Annotated in this window: 17 protein-coding genes and 1 pseudogene; 14 read left to right on the top strand and 4 right to left on the bottom strand. The window is 69.3% G+C overall.

Annotated elements, in window-relative coordinates:
• The first annotated feature begins 12 nt into the window (after nucleotides 1-12).
• The 5 genes from AB6807_RS25840 to AB6807_RS25820 all read left to right on the top strand — a co-directional run bounded on the left by AB6807_RS25840 (nucleotide 13) and on the right by AB6807_RS25820 (nucleotide 4206).
• Nucleotides 13-900 carry an ABC transporter substrate-binding protein gene (locus AB6807_RS25840; RefSeq protein WP_371086773.1) on the top strand — a complete coding sequence of 296 codons (888 nt, stop codon included), beginning with the start codon at nucleotides 13-15 and terminating at the stop codon, nucleotides 898-900.
• Nucleotides 897-1889 (top strand): iron ABC transporter permease, encoded by a 993-nt coding sequence (locus AB6807_RS25835; RefSeq protein WP_116907207.1) that lies wholly within the window; start codon nucleotides 897-899, stop codon nucleotides 1887-1889. The genes AB6807_RS25840 and AB6807_RS25835 overlap by 4 nt, the downstream gene beginning before the upstream one ends.
• Complete coding sequence (locus tag AB6807_RS25830) at nucleotides 1886-2629, top strand: ABC transporter ATP-binding protein (RefSeq protein WP_371086772.1); 744 nt, start codon at nucleotides 1886-1888, stop codon at nucleotides 2627-2629. The genes AB6807_RS25835 and AB6807_RS25830 overlap by 4 nt, the downstream gene beginning before the upstream one ends.
• Nucleotides 2626-3669: an LLM class flavin-dependent oxidoreductase gene (locus tag AB6807_RS25825; RefSeq protein WP_371086771.1), complete on the top strand. Its 1044-nt coding sequence runs from the start codon at nucleotides 2626-2628 to the stop codon at nucleotides 3667-3669. Before AB6807_RS25830 ends, AB6807_RS25825 begins: the two co-directional genes overlap by 4 nt.
• A gap of 159 nt (nucleotides 3670-3828) precedes the next feature.
• On the top strand, nucleotides 3829-4206 hold the full coding sequence (locus AB6807_RS25820) for a helicase SNF2 (protein ID WP_371086770.1): 378 nt from the start codon (nucleotides 3829-3831) through the stop codon (nucleotides 4204-4206).
• A 109-nt stretch (nucleotides 4207-4315) separates the two neighbouring features.
• Here the strand turns inward: AB6807_RS25820 and AB6807_RS25815 are convergent, their stop codons facing one another.
• On the bottom strand, nucleotides 4316-4705 hold the full coding sequence (locus AB6807_RS25815; RefSeq protein ID WP_116907208.1) for a DUF427 domain-containing protein: 390 nt from the start codon (nucleotides 4703-4705) through the stop codon (nucleotides 4316-4318).
• A gap of 226 nt (nucleotides 4706-4931) precedes the next feature.
• Nucleotides 4932-5843: a class I SAM-dependent methyltransferase gene (locus tag AB6807_RS25810; RefSeq protein ID WP_371086769.1), complete on the bottom strand. Its 912-nt coding sequence runs from the start codon at nucleotides 5841-5843 to the stop codon at nucleotides 4932-4934.
• A 138-nt stretch (nucleotides 5844-5981) separates the two neighbouring features.
• On the opposite strand from AB6807_RS25810, the gene AB6807_RS25805 reads away from it, so the two are divergent.
• Nucleotides 5982-6950 (top strand): tripartite tricarboxylate transporter substrate binding protein, encoded by a 969-nt coding sequence (locus tag AB6807_RS25805; RefSeq protein WP_116907210.1) that lies wholly within the window; start codon nucleotides 5982-5984, stop codon nucleotides 6948-6950.
• Nucleotides 6951-7029: 79 nt separating this feature from the next.
• A pseudogene (locus AB6807_RS25800) lies at nucleotides 7030-7662 on the top strand (FABP family protein); the annotation flags it as partial.
• 166 nt (nucleotides 7663-7828) lie between these two features.
• Here the strand turns inward: AB6807_RS25800 and AB6807_RS25795 are convergent.
• Nucleotides 7829-8746 carry a LysR substrate-binding domain-containing protein gene (locus tag AB6807_RS25795; RefSeq protein WP_371086768.1) on the bottom strand — a complete coding sequence of 306 codons (918 nt, stop codon included), beginning with the start codon at nucleotides 8744-8746 and terminating at the stop codon, nucleotides 7829-7831.
• A gap of 114 nt (nucleotides 8747-8860) precedes the next feature.
• Between AB6807_RS25795 and AB6807_RS25790 the strand changes: the two genes are divergently transcribed.
• The 4 genes from AB6807_RS25790 (at nucleotide 8861) to AB6807_RS25775 (ending at nucleotide 13823) form a co-directional block, all read left to right on the top strand.
• Nucleotides 8861-10252 (top strand): acyclic terpene utilization AtuA family protein, encoded by a 1392-nt coding sequence (locus AB6807_RS25790; RefSeq protein WP_371086767.1) that lies wholly within the window; start codon nucleotides 8861-8863, stop codon nucleotides 10250-10252.
• Nucleotides 10249-10626 (top strand): hypothetical protein, encoded by a 378-nt coding sequence (locus tag AB6807_RS25785; RefSeq protein WP_371086766.1) that lies wholly within the window; start codon nucleotides 10249-10251, stop codon nucleotides 10624-10626. Before AB6807_RS25790 ends, AB6807_RS25785 begins: the two co-directional genes overlap by 4 nt.
• A 52-nt stretch (nucleotides 10627-10678) precedes the next feature.
• Nucleotides 10679-11644, top strand: a complete 966-nt coding sequence (locus AB6807_RS25780; protein WP_371086765.1) for a Bug family tripartite tricarboxylate transporter substrate binding protein — start codon at nucleotides 10679-10681, stop codon at nucleotides 11642-11644.
• Between the two features lie 79 nt (nucleotides 11645-11723).
• Nucleotides 11724-13823 (top strand): alpha/beta hydrolase domain-containing protein, encoded by a 2100-nt coding sequence (locus tag AB6807_RS25775; protein ID WP_371086764.1) that lies wholly within the window; start codon nucleotides 11724-11726, stop codon nucleotides 13821-13823.
• 6 nt (nucleotides 13824-13829) lie between these two features.
• Here the strand turns inward: AB6807_RS25775 and AB6807_RS25770 are convergent, their stop codons facing one another.
• Nucleotides 13830-14636, bottom strand: a complete 807-nt coding sequence (locus AB6807_RS25770; RefSeq protein ID WP_371086763.1) for an NAD(P)H-dependent oxidoreductase — start codon at nucleotides 14634-14636, stop codon at nucleotides 13830-13832.
• Between the two features lie 89 nt (nucleotides 14637-14725).
• Here AB6807_RS25770 and AB6807_RS25765 point away from each other — a divergent pair, with 89 nt between their 5' ends.
• The 3 genes from AB6807_RS25765 (at nucleotide 14726) to AB6807_RS25755 (ending at nucleotide 16859) form a co-directional block, all read left to right on the top strand.
• The gene (locus AB6807_RS25765; protein WP_371086762.1) at nucleotides 14726-15619 is read left to right on the top strand and encodes a LysR family transcriptional regulator; all 894 of its coding nucleotides are present in this window, start codon (nucleotides 14726-14728) and stop codon (nucleotides 15617-15619) included.
• A 93-nt stretch (nucleotides 15620-15712) separates the two neighbouring features.
• Nucleotides 15713-16108 carry a hypothetical protein gene (locus tag AB6807_RS25760; RefSeq protein ID WP_371086761.1) on the top strand — a complete coding sequence of 132 codons (396 nt, stop codon included), beginning with the start codon at nucleotides 15713-15715 and terminating at the stop codon, nucleotides 16106-16108.
• Between the two features lie 46 nt (nucleotides 16109-16154).
• Nucleotides 16155-16859 (top strand): hypothetical protein, encoded by a 705-nt coding sequence (locus AB6807_RS25755; protein ID WP_371086760.1) that lies wholly within the window; start codon nucleotides 16155-16157, stop codon nucleotides 16857-16859.
• Nucleotides 16860-17055 lie beyond the last annotated feature (196 nt).

Below are 17055 nucleotides of genomic sequence, written 5' to 3'. Positions count from 1 at the left end.
GTGCTGGCAGGAATGGCGCTCTTGAACCTTGCTCTGCCTGCGGTCGGCGAGGACCGCTTTTCGGGCGACGGCTTTCCGCGCGAGCTCACCGATGCCGTCGGCCGGCGCGTGCGCATACCGGCGCCGCCGCAGCGCATCGTGGTCGTGTTCCCGAGCAACGTGGAGCTGGCCTGGGCGCTGGGGCTGGAAGACCGCGTGGCCGCCATCGGCGGGCGCGTGCGCTGGCCCGAGTCGGCCAAGGCCAAGCCGAGCATCGGTGGCTCGCTGGGCTATTCGGCCGAGGCGGTGGCCGCCTACCGACCCGACCTGGTGGTGGTGACGCCGTCGCACTACTCGGCGCTGAGCCTGGTGGAGGCGTTCGAGCGGGTGCAGGTGCCGGCCATCGTGCTGGCGCACCCTGATTTGCCCTCGGTGTTCCGCAACATCGATCTGCTGGGCCGGGCGACCGGCGTCGATGAGGCCGCGCGTGCCTTGCGCGCCGGCATGGAAGCGCGCCTGCAGGCCGTGGCGCAGAAGGTGGCGGTGGCGCCACGCCGCAGCGTGTACCTGGAAACAGCCGCCGCCGCGCGCGGCGCCTACCAGACCATGGGCACCGGCCACTACGCCAACGATGCGCTGCAGTGGGCCGGCGGACGCAACGTGTTCGCCGACCTGCAAGGTTCGCAACAGGTGAGCGCCGAGGCCATCTTCGTGCGCGACCCCGACGTGATCATCTCGCTGCAGCAGGTGCCCAAGAGCGCATCGCTGATTGCCGAGCGCCCCGGCTGGCACAGCCTGCGCGCGGTGAAAGAGGGCCGCGTGGTCGTGCTGGAGCGCAGCCACAAGCTGATACCCGGGCCGCGGCAGATCGAGGCGGTCGAAGACTATGCGCGGGCCTTGCATCCGGAGTTGTTCGCATGAACGAAGACAAGCGCGTGTCGAACGTCACGCTGTGGCTGGTGCTGGGCGTGGCGGCGGTCGCGGCCGTTGCGCTGGCCTTGAGCATCGGCGCGGGCACGGTGTGGCCCACGCGCTGGTTCGCCAGCGGCTCGCTCGACGCGGAGCTGGTGCGCGTGTGGCGTGCGCCGCGCGTGGCCGCGGCCTTCTTCGTGGGGGCTTGCCTGTCGCTGGCGGGGCTGGTGTTCCAGGGGGTGTTTCGCAACCCGCTGGCCGAGCCCTATCTGCTGGGCAGCGCAAGCGGCGCGGCGGTGGGCGCGGCCATCGCGTTGCTGCTGCCGGCCATCGTGCCGCCGGCGCTGAGCCTGCCGCTGCTGGCCTTCGCGGGCGCATGGGGCGCGAGCTGGCTGGTGCTGCTGGTCGGGCGGCTCGGCGGTGAATGGCAGGCCGGCCGGCTGCTGCTGGCGGGCGTGGCGCTGGCCGCGATTCTTGCGGCGCTGCGCAGCCTGATCCTCATGGTGTACGGGGACGAGTCGACCAACCTGCGCGCCGTCATCTCGTGGCAACTGGGCGGCGTGCAGACGCCGACGCCGGGCGAGGTGGCGGTGCTGTTCGCGGTGCTCGCCGTGCTGGTGCTGCTGGTGCGCTCGCTGGCCCACGGGCTCGACGCGCTCGGCATGGGCGAAGACACGGCGCACAGCATGGGCGTGCGCGTGCCGCGCTTCTCCGCCTGGGCGGTGCTGGTGGCCTCGCTGGCGACCGCGCTGGCGGTGAGCTGGGGCGGGCTCATCGGTTTTGTCGGGCTCATCGTGCCGCACGTGCTGCGCTGGTGGATCGGGCCGCTGCACGCGCGGCTGGTGCCGGCCTGCGCGGTGGCGGGCGGCATCTTGATGGTGCTGGTCGACGGCGTGGCACGCGCGGCGCTGGCGCCGAGCGAGATTCCGGCGGGGCTGTTGACCGCGCTGATCGGCGGACCGTTCTTCATCGCGCTGCTGCTGTGGAGGCGGGCATGAACGACGCGCTGGCTTTCGAGGGTGTGTCGGTCGGCGTTTCCGCCGCTGGGGTCCGGCGCCTGTTGCTCGACGGCGTGAGCCTGGCCATTCCCGAGCGCGGGCTGCTCGGCATCGTCGGGCCGAACGGCTCGGGCAAGACCACGCTGCTGCGCACGGCGCTCGGGCTCACGCCCTTGGCCTCGGGCCGCGTGCTGCTGCGCGGGCGTGCGTTGAAAGACTGGCCGGCGCGCGAGTTCGCGCGGCACATCGGCTATGTGGCGCAGCAGGGCGCGAGCCACTGGGACCTGAGCGTGAACGAGATGCTGCGGCTCAACGCGCCCACGCTCTCGGCGGAACTGGTCGAGCGGTGCGAGCTGGCGCCGCTGCTGTCGCGCCGCTTCGCCACGCTCTCTGGGGGCGAGAAGGCGCGCGTGAGCGTGGCGCGCGCACTGGCCCACGACCCCGCGCTGCTGCTGGCCGACGAGCCCGCCGCGCACCTCGACATTCCGCACCATCACCGCCTGATGGCCATGCTGCGCGAGACGGCGGCGCAGCGCGCGGTCGTCGTGGTGCTGCACGACCTGCATGTGGCCAGTGCGTGGTGCGAGCGGCTCGCGCTGTTCTCGGGTGGGCGCTTGCTGGCGCACGGCGCGCCTGCGGAGGTGCTGACGCCGGGGTTGCTTTCCGCGGCCTACGGCGCGCCCATCGCGTCGCACGAGGTCGGCGCGCTGCGCTTCTTCACCGGCGTGCCGGGGCAATGAACGCCAGCGTGAACGCGCCGTTGCGCATCGACCTGGCCGGCTACTCGCGCGAAGCCACGCTGGGCGACCATCGCGCGTTCCTGGCCTTCTTCGAAGAGGCCGAGCGGCTGGGCTTCGACGGCGCGTGGTTCCATGAATTCAGGCTGCTGCCCGCCGGCGGGCCGTACCCGTCGCCGATGCTGCTGGCCGCGGCCTTGCTGGCGCGCACCGAGCGGTTGCGCGTGGGCATCTCCGCGCTGGTGCTGCCGCTGCACCACCCGCTGCTGCTGGCCGAGCAGATCGCGCAGCTCGACGTGCAGAGCGACGGCCGCTTCGACGTCGGCATCGGGCGGGGCACCGATCCGTCGACGCTGCGCGCGCTGCAGATCGACCCTTCGACCACGCGCGAGCGCTTCGAGCGCGCCTGCCTGCTGCTGCGCGATGCGCTCTGCGGCAAGGCGGTGTCTTCGTCGGAAGGCCCATGGCGTTTCGACGCGCAGACCGTCGGCCCCGCGTGCGTGCAGCGCCCGCATCCGCCGCTGTACATCGCGGGCTCCACGGCCGAGACCATGGGCTTCGCGGTGGCGCATGGCTTTCCGCTGCTGCTGAGCCTGGAGCCGCCGGAGACCGCGCAGCTCGCGCATGTGGATGCGGCTTTCGCTGCCTTTACGCCCAGCGGAAGCGAAGGGCGCGCCGTGATGCTGGCGGGCTCGTCGCTGTCGCGCTACGTGTGCATCGGTGCGACCGAGGCGCAGGCCAGGGCGCAGGCCGACCGGCTGCTGCCGCTGCTGTACGCACGCCGGCTGCATTTCGCGCGGCTGCGCGGCGTCATGCCCGAGCAGGTGCCGCCGCTGGACGTGGAACGCGTGCTGCGCGAGCAGGTGCTGCTGGGCGATCCGCAGGCGTGCGCGATGCAGATCGGGCAGCTGGTCGCGCGCACAGGTGTGCGGCAGCTGCGGTGCGTGTTCAACGGCAACGGGGTGCTCGAGCGCGACGAGGCGCTGGCGGGCATGCGGCTGTTCGCGCAAGAGGTGATGCCGGGGCTGCGCCAAGGGGTTTGAGGCGTCGGCGAATGTCTCCTGATTGTTTCCGGCACATGAACACCGCGGTTCCTTTTGCATAGGGTTTCTACCGAGGGTATCGGCGCACAATTCTTCCCATGGACCAGCCCTTCAGCTGATCCAGGTAAAGCAAACCGAAACCAATTGAAGGAAATCCAAATGACCGCCTCGAAGCTCCTCTCCGCCATCTCCCTTGCACTGCTGGCTGCTGCCGGCGCCGCCCATGCCGAAAGCTATGACGGCGTGCATCAACTGACCTCGGCCACCAGCCGCGCCGCAGTGTCCAGCCAGGCCGTGGTTGCAGCGCACAGCGCCGACCCCTATGCCGAAGGTGCCAACCAGGGCCCGGTGCAACTGGTCTCCAGCACCAGCCGCGCAGCTGTCCGCGCCGAAGCCGTGGCCGCCGCCCACAGCGACAACCCCTACGCAGAAGGCGTGACCTCCCGCGTGGCCCCGGTGCTGGCCAGCGGTATCGACCGCTCGACGGTGCGCGCCGCAGCCCGTGCTGCTGCTCGCGGCGACGCACTGCCGCTGTAAATCGCCTGGACCAGCCCTTGTCTAGGGCAAAGGCAAAGGTACGAAAGCCGGGCCCTGCGAAAGCGGGGCCCGGCTTTTTCGTTGCCAGGAATGAAAAGGGGTGGGCCGCTTAGACGACCCGCTCCTCGATGGGCCCCACCCGGTCCGGATAGAAAGCCACATGGTCCTTGATCTGCGCGACCGAGTCGTAGGGCGTCTCGTAGGTCCACACCGCGTTCTCGGAGCGCTCGCCGCCCGCGGGAATGCTGTAGTAGTTGGCCTCGCCCTTGTACGGGCAGTAGGTGGCGTGCGAGGTGCGCTGCAGCAGCGTCATCTTCACGTCCTTGCGCGGTATGTAGTGCACGGTGCCGAAGTGCGCTTCGCGCAGGGTGAGCGCGTCGCGCGTGTCGGCGATGACATGGCCGTCGACCGACACCACCACGCGAAGCGGGTTCTTCGCGATGGTGATGGGATGTTCGGGGCCGGGAATCTTGATGGTGCGTTCTGGCGTGGCGAACATGGGGCAGCTCCTTCGGGTCGGGGTGACGCAAGAATCGGCGGATGCGCATCTTGCCGCGATGCGCGGCCGGTTTGAAGCCCCCGCGGAATCGGCCTGTTCCCAGCGTGGTTAAAGGCCCGCGGAAGGGCTGCAGACTGAGTTCTTTCGCATTCAGCCGTTGACGAGCAGTCACGAAAACGTGGCCGTGAAGGCACGTGCGATCGCACGTTCGCGCTTGTTCGAACGTTCAGGCCGTGGCCGCGCGCGGTCCACGCAAAGCACGCGGCTTGACGAATTTCAGCGTCATGCGGTCCGACTCGCCGATGGCCACGTACTTCGCCCGGTCGAGCTCGCCGCCGCGCAGCGTGGGCGGCAGCGACCACACGCCGTTCGCGTGGTCGCGGGTGTCGCGCGGGTTGGCGTTGACCTCGCTGCTGCCCGCGAACTCGAAGCCCGCCGCCTTCGCGCGCTCGACCACCAGCGCCTGCGGCACGTAGCCCTGCGAAATCACGCGTGCCAGCGGCGTGCCCGGTGCCGCGCGGTGCTCCTCCACGCCCAGCACGCCGCCGGGCTTGAGCACGTCGAAGAAGGCGCGCAGGCTCTCGTCGAAGTGCCCGTCCTCGATCCAGTTGTGGATGTTGCGAAAGGTCAGCACCGCATCGGCGCCGCCGGGCGGGCGGATGTCGGTGAAGGCGGCGGTGGGCATGGTGCCGAGCACGACGCGGCCGTACACCTTGGGGTCGCGCGCGAGCTTCTCGGCAAAGGCGGCGCGTGCGCGCTGCTGGCCGGCCGAGCCGTGGGCCGGCTCGTGCGCTGCGTACAGACGGCCGTGGTCGTGCAGGTAGGGCGCGAGGATCTCGGTGTACCAGCCGCCGCCGGGCGCGATCTCGATGACCGACGCATCGGGGCGAATGCCGAAGAAGGCCAGCGTTTCCAGCGGGTGCCGCGCACCGTCGCGCGCCCGGTTGGCGGCGCTGCGTTGCGGGCCGTCGACCGCTGCCTGCAAGGCTTTGATGGCGTCAGGCGGCAGGTCGCCGGCGTCGGCCGCCAGGGCATGCGCGCGACCGGTGACGCCCGCGAACGGCAGCAGCGCGGCCATGGCCACCAGGCCGCGGCGACGGGCGGAAAAGGGTGCGGAAAAGGGTGCGAAAAAGGTCATCGCCGGATCATGCGGGAATCGGCATTCGGCTGCTGGCACGGGCGATGCGAGCGCTTTCGGGGATTTTTTGGGGATGTTTCGGTGATAAAACTTCGCGCCGTTCCACCAGAGTTTCCACCGCGCCCCAAGACCACCGAAGTGAAGATGAACAAGCTCGCCACCTTCCTCCTCGCCAGCCTGCTGGCCGTCGGCGCCTGCGCACAGGAGTGGCCGTCGAAACCCGTGCGCATCGTCGTCCCCGCGCCCGCGGGCAGCTCGCTCGACCTGATCGCGCGCACGCTGGCCGACCGCCTGCGCGTGATGTGGAAGCAGCCCGTGGTCGTGGAGACCAAGGCGGGCGCGGGCGGCCTCATCGGCATGGACACCGTGGCCAAGGCGCCGCACGACGGCTACACGCTGGGCATCGGCTTCAACGGGCCCATCGCCTTCGGGCCCTACATGTACGCGCGCATGCCGTACGCGCCAGCGCGCGACCTGATGCCCATCGTGCTCACCACCTCGCAGCCCAACGTGCTGGCGGTGCAGGCGAGCAACCCGGCGAACACGCTGGCCGAGTTCGTCGAATGGGCGAAGCGGCGCGGCGACCGGTTCAGCTATGCGTCGGTGGGCGCGGGCAGTTCGTCGCACCTCACGATGGAGCTGTTTCGCAGCGTGGCGCACATCGAGGCGGTGCACGTGCCCTACACCGGCTCGCCGCCCGCGGGCCTGTCGCTGGCCGCGGGCGACACGCAGGCGCTGTTCGCGGTGCAGCCCGCGCTGCTGCCGCTCATCCAGGGGCAGCGCGTGAAGCTCATTGCCGTGACCAGCGCGCACCGCTCCGAGCTCATGAAAGACCTGCCCACGGTGGCCGAGTCGGGCTACCCGGGCTTCGAGTCGCTCGCATGGAACGGCCTGTTCACCGCCACCGGCACGCCGGGCGAGGTGGTGCGCCGCATCAACACCGACGTGAACACCGTGCTGCACGAGCCCGCCGTGCGCGAGCTGCTGGCCAACCAGGGGCTGGTGGCGGGCGGCGGGTCGAGCGAGGCCTTCGCGGCCTTCATCGACAGCGAAGGGCGCAAGTGGGGCGCGATCATTGCAAGGGTGGGCATACGGCTCGACCAGTGAGGCGCGCGGCGCGCGCGGGTTTATTAACCCGCGAACCTGCAAAGACATTCGAATCAAGAAAACCACGAGAAAGAATCCCATGGCCAGCTACCCCGACGACATCTACACCGAACCCGAGCCCGACCCGCACACGCTCGCCAACCTGGGCCCGCTCGCGGCGCTGGCCGGCCTGTGGGTGGGCGGGCACGGCCACGACGTCAGCCCCAAGGCCGACGGGCCCGAGGCCGAGGCGTACATCGAGCATGCGGACTTTCAGCCCATCGACGCGCAGACCAACGGGCCGCAGATTTTCTACGGGCTGCGCTACCACCTGCGCATCGTGAAGCCGAACGAGGTCGAGAGCTTTCACGACCAGGTCGGCTACTGGCTGTGGGAGCCGGCCACGGGCGCGCTCATTCAGACGCTGTCAATTCCGCGCGGCCTTACCTGCATGGCCACCGGCCACGCGCAGGCCGACGCGCGCAGCTTCCGGCTGGAGGCGGTGCGCGGCGGCGAGACCAACGGCATCCTGGCCAACCCCTTTCTCGAGCATGCGTTCAAGACGCTGAGCTACAGCATCGAGGTGACGGTGCACGACGACGGCGGATGGTCTTACGTGCTCGAAACGGTGCTGAGCGTGCGCGGCCAGGCCGAGCCCTTCAAGCACACCGACCGCAACACGCTGCGCAAGATCGGCGAGCCCACGCCGAACCCGACCGCCCGCGCGGCGCTGGCCGAAGAAGCCGCGAAGGCGGCGGCAGCCGAGGCGGCGCAGGCGGTGTCGGCCATTGCCGCGGAGGCGGCGAACTCGGAGGGCGCTGCGGGGGCTGCCGGTGTTGCGGGTACTGCGGGCACGGCCGGCGTGCCCGACGCGGTGGCCTGAACCGCCGCCGCCCGCCTCAGTCCAGCTTCAACGACCCGAGTCGCTGCACGATGAGGTCGTGCAGCGTTTGCGCCGCCACTGAAAGGCTGCCCTCGCGCCGCTGCACCAGGTACAGCGTGCGCGTCAGCGCCGCCACCGGCAGCGGCCTTGTCACCAGCGTTTCGCGCTGGAAGTGGAACAGCGTCAGCGCCGGCACCACGCTGATGCCCAACCCCGCCTCGACCAGCCCCATGACGGTGGCCAGGTGTTCCACCTCGAACACCGCGTTCATGCGCTGCGGGTGCAGCGCCACGTCGAGGGCCTGCCGCACGCTGCTGTTGCGCGCCATCTGCACGAAGGGGTAGGGCGCGATCTTCTTCACCGTCAGGCGCGGCTCGCGCGCCAGCAGGTGGTCGGCGCGGCACACCAGGTGAAAGCGGTCGCTGCACAGCTTGCGCGCGCGCAGGTCGCTGTCGGCCGTGCCACCCGCGCCCGAGGCCGCCAGCGCGAAGTCGGCCTGCCCGTTGCGCACCAGCGCGATGCAGGCGTCGGACAGCGCGTCGTCCAGGTCGACGCGAATGCCGGGCCAGGCCTGCATGAACTCCGCGAACACCGCCGGCAGCCAGCCCGCCGCGAGCGACGGCAGCGCGGCCACGCGCACGCGGCCCTTGCGCCGCTCGACGTGGTCGGCCAGGTCGTCCATGGCGCTGCCCATGTCGTCGAGCAGGCGGCGCGCCGAGCCCTCGAACAGCAGGCCCTCGGGCGTGAGCTGCACGCTGCGCGTGTCGCGGTCGAACAGGCGCGTGCCCACCGCGTCTTCCAGCGTGCGAATCAGCGCGCTGAACGCCGGCTGCGACAGGTGGCAGGCATGCGCCGCGCGCGTGAAGTTGCGGTGCTCGGCCAGCGCCTGGAAGGCGCGCAGCTGCCGGGTGGAGAGGTCGGGCGTCTTTCGCATGTCTGGAGGATGGAAGGAGGGCGAAGGTGGCCGTCCTTGTTATTTGAAAAGCAGATCAATTGATCCGAACTTTCGATTTTACGGATGACCAGGCGCTGCCTACAGTGCACGCCAATGAACCCTACAGAACCGCCCAGGCTGTTGATCGGTTGCGCCGCCGGCTTCTCCGGCGACCGCACCGACGCCGCGGGGCCCGTGGTCGACACGCTGATCGCGCGGCTGGCCGCCGGGCCCGAGGGCCAGCGCGCCTTCCTGATCTTCGAGACGCTGGCCGAGCGCACGCTGGCGCTGGCCCAGCTGCGCCGCCGCGCCGACCCCGACGCGGGCTACGAGCCGCTGCTCGACGACATGCTGCGGCCCGTGCTGGCGCGCTGCCTGGCGCACGGCATTTGCATCGTGAGCAACTTCGGCGCGGCCAACCCGCGCGCCGCGGCGCGCCACATCGCCCGCATGGCGCGCGAGCTGGGCGCCGACGCGCCGCGCATCGCCGTGGTGGAGGGCGACGACCTGTCGGGCCCCGCGCACCGCGCGCTGCTGACCGAAGCGCTGGGCGAGCAGATGAACGGGCTGCGCGTGGTCAGCGCCAACGCCTACATCGGCGCGGAGCCCATCGCCGCCGCGCTGGACGCGGGCGCGCAGATCGTGGTGTGCGGCCGCGTGGCCGACCCCTCGCTCACCGTGGGCCCGGCCATGTCGCACTTCGGCTGGCGCGCCGACGACTGGAACCGGCTGGGCCGCGCCACCATGGCGGGCCACCTGCTGGAGTGCGGCGCGCAGGTGTGCGGCGGCTACTTCGCGGACCCGGGCTACAAGAACGTGCCGGGGCTGGCGGCGGTGGGCTTCCCTATCGCGGAGATCGACGCCGACGGTCGCTGCACCATCGGCAAGGCCGACGCCACCGGCGGCCTCGTGAGCGAGGCGACGGTGAAGGAGCAGCTGCTGTACGAGGTGCACGACCCGGCCGCCTACCTGACGCCCGATGTGGTGGCCGACATCTCCGAAGCGGAGGTGCGCGCGCTGCCGGGTGAAGACCGCGTCGAGCTGTCGGGCGTGCGCGGGCACGCGCGGCCGGGCCGCTACAAGGTCAACGTGTGCCATGAGGGCGGCTGGCTGGCCGAGGGCGAGATCTCTTACGCAGGGCCACGTGCGGAAGCACGCGCGCGCCTGGCTGCCGATGTGCTCAGGCAGCGTTTGACGGGCCTCACGTTGCGCGTGGACCTGATCGGCGCGCTGAGCATCTTCGGCGACGACGCCGGCCGCGCGCTGGCCGACACGCCCGACACGGGCCTGCGCGACGTGCGCCTGCGCGTCGCGGCCACGCACACCGAGCGCGCGCAGGCCGAGCGGCTGGCGCGCGAGGTGATGGCGCTCTACACCTGCGGCCCCGCGGGCGGCGGCGGCGTGCGCACCGCGCTCACGCCACGGCTGAACACGCTGTCGTGCCTGTTGCCGCGCGATGCCATTCCGGTTCGCTTCGAACTGCTGACCGCGGAGGCCTTGGCATGAACACGACCGACACCGCCACCACGCCGACTGTCGAGGTGCCCCTGTACCGCGCCGCCCATGGCCGCACGGGCGACAAGGGCGATCGCTCGAACATCAGCGTCATCGCCTGGCACGCCGAGCTGTTCGACGTACTGGTCGAGCAGCTCACGCCCGAGCGCGTGGCCGCGCAGTTTCGCCACCGCGCGCCGTCGCAGGTGCAGCGCTTCGTGCTGCCGAAGCTGCACGCGATGAACTTCGTGCTCGACGCCGTGCTCGACGGCGGCGTGAACGACGCGCTGAACCTGGACGCGCATGGCAAGGCGCTGTCCTTCCTGCTGCTCGACATGCCCGTTCGCGTGCCGCGCGCGCTGGTGCCCTTGCTGGCGGGGCCGTAGCGGCACGCCTTTCCTTTCTTCCTTTTCACCCATGCCATCCGGAGACAAAACAATGAAACGATTTCCCCTCACCGTGCTGACAGTCGCGCTGGCCCTGGCGCCCTTGCTCGGCCACGCGCAGGCCTTTCCCGAGAAGGCCATCACCTTCGTCGTGCCCTTCGCGGCCGGCACCGCCACCGACCAGATCGCGCGTGCGCTGGGCAACCAGATTGCCACCGAGACCAAGCAGGCCGTCATCATCGACAACAAGGCCGGCGCCAGCGGCTTCATTGCATCGCAGGCCGTGGCCAAGGCACCGGCAGACGGCTACACGGTGCTCATCACCACCAACACCACGCACGCGGCCAACGAGCATCTGTTCAAGAAGCTGCCCTACGACCCGGTGAAAGACTTCGCACCCGTCGCCGCGCTGGGCAAGGGCGGCCAGATCATGGTGGTGAACCCGTCGTTCCCCGCGAAGAGCGTGGGCGAGTTCATCGCGCTCGCGAAGAAAGACCCGGGCAAGTACAGCTTCGGCAGCGGCAGCTCGTCGAGCCGCATGGCGGGCGAGCTGCTGCAGCAGATGGCCGACATCAAGCTGCTGCACGTGCCCTACAAGAGCAACACGCTGGCCGTGACCGACCTGCTGGGCAGCCAGATCAACATGATGATCACCGACACCGCCACCGGCCTGCCGCAGGTGAAGGCGGGCAAGCTGCGCGCACTGGGCATCTCCAGCGCCGCGCGCTCGCCGCTGGCGCCCGACGTGCCCACCATTGCCGAGGCCGGCGTGAAGGGCTACGAAATGGGCTACTGGTTTGCCGCCTACGCGCCGGCCAAGACACCGCCCGCCGTGGTCAAGCGCCTGAACGAACTGCTGGTGAAGGCCGCGAAGAGCGAGGCCGCCAGGACCGCCTTCTACGAGCCCACCGGCACCGAGGTGTTCACCACGTCGCCCGAAGAGCTGGGCAAGTTCCAGACGGTCGAGTCGCAGAAGTGGGGTCGCATCGTGAAGGCCGCCGGCATCGAGGCCGAATAGCCGCCGAAGCCGAGTACGCCGTAGCGGAGACCGGCGCCGCGCCCTGACAAGACACAAGACACACAACAGGAGACAAACCATGAAACGCTGGAGCCTCGCGGCTGCCACGGTGGCTTCGGCCGCCCTTTTTCTAAGCGCCTGCGGCGGCAGCGGCGGTGGAGGAGGGGGCGGCTTGCTGCTGCCACCGCCCACCACCACCACGCCCCCACCCGTGACCACGCCACCCGTGACCGCCACCGCGCCCCGATACAAGCTCGCCATCACCGCCACCGAAGACGTGCCCGGCACCTTCGGCAGCGCCGGTGCCTACGAGAAGCTCAGCGGCACCTTCACCGGCGAGGTCGACCCCAAGGACCCGCGCAACGCCATCATTCAAGACCTGCAGCTCGCGCCGCTCAATGCCAACGGCAAGGTCGAGTACACGTCCGACTTCGTGCTGTTCAAGCCGAAGGACATGGCCAAGGCCAGCGGCGTGCTGCGCTACGACGCGCCCAACCGCGGCAACATCGTTTCCCTCGACCCGTACTTCGCCTCGCGCGGCTACGTGTTTCTCACTGCTGCATGGCAGGGCGACGTGCCGGCCGGCCCCGGAAAGCTCACGCTCAAGGTGCCGGTCGCGAAGAACCCCGACGGCAGCAGCATCACCGGCACCTACCGCGCCGAGCTGCTGCCCACCGCCGCCACCAACGATTCGCTGCCGCTGCCCGGCGGCCCCTTCAACGCGGCCATGCAGGCCTACGCCACGGCCAGCCTGGACAACACGCAGCCCGGCTACGTGCTCACGCGCCGCGTGAACGAGGGCGACGCGCGCCAGCTCATTCCCGCGAGCGAATGGAAGTTTGCGAAGTGCAATACGGCCACGCCGTTCCCCGGCACGCCCGACGAAACCAGCGTGTGCCTGAAAGACAAGTGGGACCCGGCGTACCTGTACGAGCTGGTCTATATCGCCAAGGACCCGAAGGTCATGGGCCTGGGGCTGGCCGCGTTGCGCGACATGATCGGCTTCTTCCACCGCAGCGCCAGCGATGCGGCCGGCACCGCCAACCCGGTGGCCGCGGCCATCCGCAATACCATCGCCTCGGGCGTGTCGCAGTGCGGCAACTTCATGAAGACCTTCGTGCACCTCGGCTTCAACGAGGACACCGGGGGCGCCAAGGTGTTCGACGGCGTGTTCGCGCAGATTGCGGCGCGCCAGACCAACATCAACATGCGCTTCTCGGTGCCCGGCGGCGGTGGTGGCGTGCGCGCCGACCACACGGCCTTCGGCCAGGCCGGTGCGCGCGGCCTGTCGAAGGACTACGTGGACGACGTGGCCCAGCGCCGCGGCGGCATCCTGTCGCGTTGCGAAGCCAGCGGCACCTGCCCCAAGCTTTTCATCGGCTTCAGCGGCACCGAGTTCTGGACCCTGCAGGGCTCGCCGCTGCTCACCGATGCGTGGGGCGGCGTCGACCTGGTGCAGCCCGGCAACGCGCGCATCTACTACTACGCCAGCTCGCACCACCTGCTGGGCCTGGCGTCGGTGCCGGGCGCGGGCGCCGGCGCGCTGTATGCCACCAACGCCAACACCAGCGTCATTCCGGTGGTGCGCGCGCTGTACCAGAACCTCGAAGACTGGGTCGTGCGCGGCACCACGCCGCCCGACAACCAGGTCCCTCGGCTGGCCGATGGCACGCTGGTGCGCCCGCAGCAGGTGAGGTTTCCGGCGATTCCGGGCGCGAGCTACACCGGGCTGGTCAACACCTACTCGCTGCTCGACTGGGGCCCCGGCTACCGCCCGCAGGACGAGAGCGGCATCGCCACGCAGGTGCCGCCGGCCAGGCTGGGCCGCGACTACGCGATATTGGTGCCGCAGGTGGACGCCGACGGCAACGACGTCGCCGGCATCCGCAGCCTGGACGTGGCCGTGCCGCTGGGCACCAACACCGGCTGGAACACCACCAACGTGCCCGGCCGCATCGACCAGGCGGGGCTGTTCGGCGCGTACTTTCCGTTCGCCAAGACGCTGGCGCTGCGCGCGGGCGATCCGCGCCCGTCGGTGCAGGAGCGCTACGTGGACCAGGCCGGCTACGTCGCCGCGCTCACCTCGGCGGCCAACGACCTGGTGGCCAGGCGCTTCATGCTGCGCGTGGATGCCGACGCGGCGATTGCGAACGCGGTCGCCAACCCGGTGCTGCCTTAGCCGCTGCTAGCCCGCACGCGGGGCCATGTCCGATGTGTGTGACGTGTGCACCGCGAACCCCGTCTGCCCCGGCGCAATGTCGGGCCGCAGCGTGAGCGCGGGAATGTCGTAGTCGCCCGCGTTCTGCGGGCGAAACGCAATCGGCTCGGTGGTGAACAGCGCGTCGAGCCGCGCGCCCAGTTCTTCGGTGATGCGCGCATAGGCCGCCTCGTCCACCTTGTGCGTTCGATGCACCACGAAGGGCGGCAGCACGTCGAAGCCGGGGTAGTAGAGGACGCCGTGCTGAATGGGAAACAGCAGGTCGTCCATCGGCCCGTTGATGCCGCGCGGCGCGTAGTGCGAGACCCAGCCGCCGGTCGTCACCACCAGCATCGCGCGCTTGCCGGCCAGCGTGCCTTCGCCGAAGCGGTCGCCCCAGTGCGTGTCCGAATGCTCGCCCACGCCGTACGCGAAACCATAGGCGTAGATGCGCTCCACCCAGCCCTTCAATATGGCGGGCATCGAGTACCACCACAGCGGAAACTGCAGCACCACCGCGTCGGCCCACAGCAATTTCTGCTGCTCCGCGGCCACGTCGGGCGTTTGCGTGCCGGCCTCGAACGCGCGCAGCGAATCGAGGGACGGGTCGAAGCGCGCGGCGTTGTCGCGCGCGGGAAAGTCGTCGGCGTCCAGCGCGGGCTTCCAGCGCATGGCGTACAGGTCTGACACCTGCACCGAATGGCCCGCGGCCTGCAGGCGCTCGCGCATGAAGCGGTGCAGCGAGCCGTTGAGCGAGGCGGTTTCGGGGTGGGCAAGAACCAGCAGGATGTTCATGGTTTCACGAGAGAACGAATGAGGAAGCCCGCAGGTTAGGGAATCAGGCGATATATTGGAAATGAATAGTCTGAATTCCAGCCATTGCCATGAACAATTTCAGCCGCCTCGACCTCAACCTGCTCGTCACGCTCGACACCCTGCTGGCTGAGCGCAACGTGACCCGCGCCGCCGAGCGCCTGAACCTGTCGCAGCCTTCGGTGAGCGTGCAGCTCGCCAAGCTGCGCGAGGCCTTCGGCGACCCGCTGCTGGTGCCCGCGCAACGCGGCATGCGCCCCACCGCGCGCGCCGACGAGCTGCGCGAGCCGCTGAGGGAAGCGCTCGAGTCGCTGGGCCGCGCGGTGGCGCCCACCAAGCCGTTCGACCCGGCCGAGGCCACCACCGCCTGGCGTGTGGCCGCGGCCGACTATGCGGAGTCGGCCATCCTGCTGCCCGCGCTCGCCGGCCTGCGCGCCGCCGCGCCGCACACGCGCCTGGCCGTGGTCGACGCCGTGCCGACGCGCATGGCGCGGCAGCTGGAGCAGGGCGAGATCGACCTGTTCTTCCACACCAGCGTGGGCGCGCCGCCTGGCCTGCACCGGCGCGTGCTGTTCCATGAGCGCTACGTGCTGGCCGGGCGGGCAGGGCACCCGCGCCTGAAGCGGCGCCCCACGCTCGCGCAGTTCTGCGCGCTGGAGCATGTGGTGGTGTCGCTGGGCGGCGGCGGCTTCGCCGGGCCGACCGACGACGCGCTGGCCGAGAAGGGGTTGGCGCGCCGCGTGGCGCTGTCGGTGCCGCATTTTCTTTTCATGATGACCGTGCTGGCGCAGACCGACATGGTCGCGATGCTGCCCGAGCGGCTGGCGCGCGGCGCGCCGGGGCTGAAGGTGGTGGAGGCGCCGCTGGAAGTGCCGGGGTACGAGATGGCGATGCTGTGGCACGAGCGCAGGCATCGGGATGCGGGGCATCGGTGGTTGCGGGAGTGGATTGCGGGGAGCTTGTGAGGGCGATGTCGGAAGACACGGCCTCGTCCGCGCAGAAGAGCCTGCGGGAGATGGTGTGGCAGGATCGCGGCATTCGTTTCGTAAGGCGTTTTCATGGCATCAGCGGAATCCCTTCATAGCTTGCTTGTTGTCGCTTCCAGGCTGCTCGACAGCGCCGCGTCCCAGATGCATGAGCTTGGGCTCGGCGAGGAGATTGGTCATGTCGGAAGCGCTCTCGGCGAAGTGTTCGAGATCAAGCGAGCGCTGTACGTGCTTCGGCCTGAACTGATGCCTGAGCAATTGGCAGAGACGGTTTCTCCCGATGTATCCGCAGCGAATCGCCGGCTGACCCACTGTTTGGCTGACGCACTTGAACTCGACGAAGCAGGTGACACCGATGCGGCGGTTGCCAAGCTTCAGAACTACTTGGAGGCGGAGACGTCCCTCGAGCATCGCGAAATCGCGCAGTCCGAAATCTTGCGGATGCAGAGTGCCGGTAACGAGAACTGAGGGCAGCGCCCGGCCCTCAACCGACCTTCAGCCAACATCTGAAAACATGCTGCGAAGTGGAGCTCTCGAGCGCTGGTGGCCGACCACTCAATCACTGGATTTGGTTCTGGGAACCGTGTCCCAAGTCGCGGCAGCGGTAGAGGCAGAAGTAAGCCGTTTCGTTCACGGTGAGGCGCTGAGCAAAGCCTGGTCTCACTATGCAGATCTGGATGCGGCGTTTGGAGCGGCCACAGAATTTGCAAACGTGCCCACCCATTTTCTGGCGCTGCCCACGCATTCCGACTGGACCGTGCTCTGGAATAACAGCTTCCTCTGCAGCGGCTACGACTCGCTTTGCGCTTGCATCACCGCGAATCACGGACTGACCACCGTCCACTGGTCCGCGCATGATTCAACGACCACGACTCAGCCCGGCGCTACGTTCACTCATCGGAGCTTGCTCGATGCGACGTTGATGGAGCGCTCGGTGTATGCATCTCAGCAAGACGGCAAGTGGCTCTTCGCTGAAGCGGGCCCTTCTTTGCCTCAGGAGGATGTCGGGTCATACCGCTCCCGGACCAAGCGCGACCGCCTCGACGAATCGCGAATGGCGAGCTTTCTCGGAAGGCTCGGAGCCGCGCCTTGGGACGAAGCGTTCTACGCACTGTCGGCGCAGCCGTGCTTCGTTCTGCAGCGACAGGCTGCGCCGATGACGATCACCCGGCGGCCGCGGTCTGCAGTCATCCGCACACATACGTCTGAATCGCCCTGAGGCGGGCGATGCCCGCGCCACCGGTTGGCAAAGCGACGCTATCGACCGATACGGCATCGATGAGCTTCAAGCGCTGGGCCTTGTGTGGGGCACGCAGCCCACTGCTCTGCGCAATCTTGGATACCTATTTCCAGGTATTGGCAAAAAACATTTGTTTGCAAAAAATGTAATTTGGAAACTTCTTGCTACGTTGGCT

It is taken from the genome of Variovorax sp. RCC_210, from assembly GCF_041355175.1.
In the GTDB taxonomy this organism is placed as follows: domain Bacteria; phylum Pseudomonadota; class Gammaproteobacteria; order Burkholderiales; family Burkholderiaceae_C; genus Variovorax.
The sequence above is the reverse complement of the archived record's forward strand: the minus strand, read 5'-3'. Positions and strand labels throughout refer to the sequence as shown.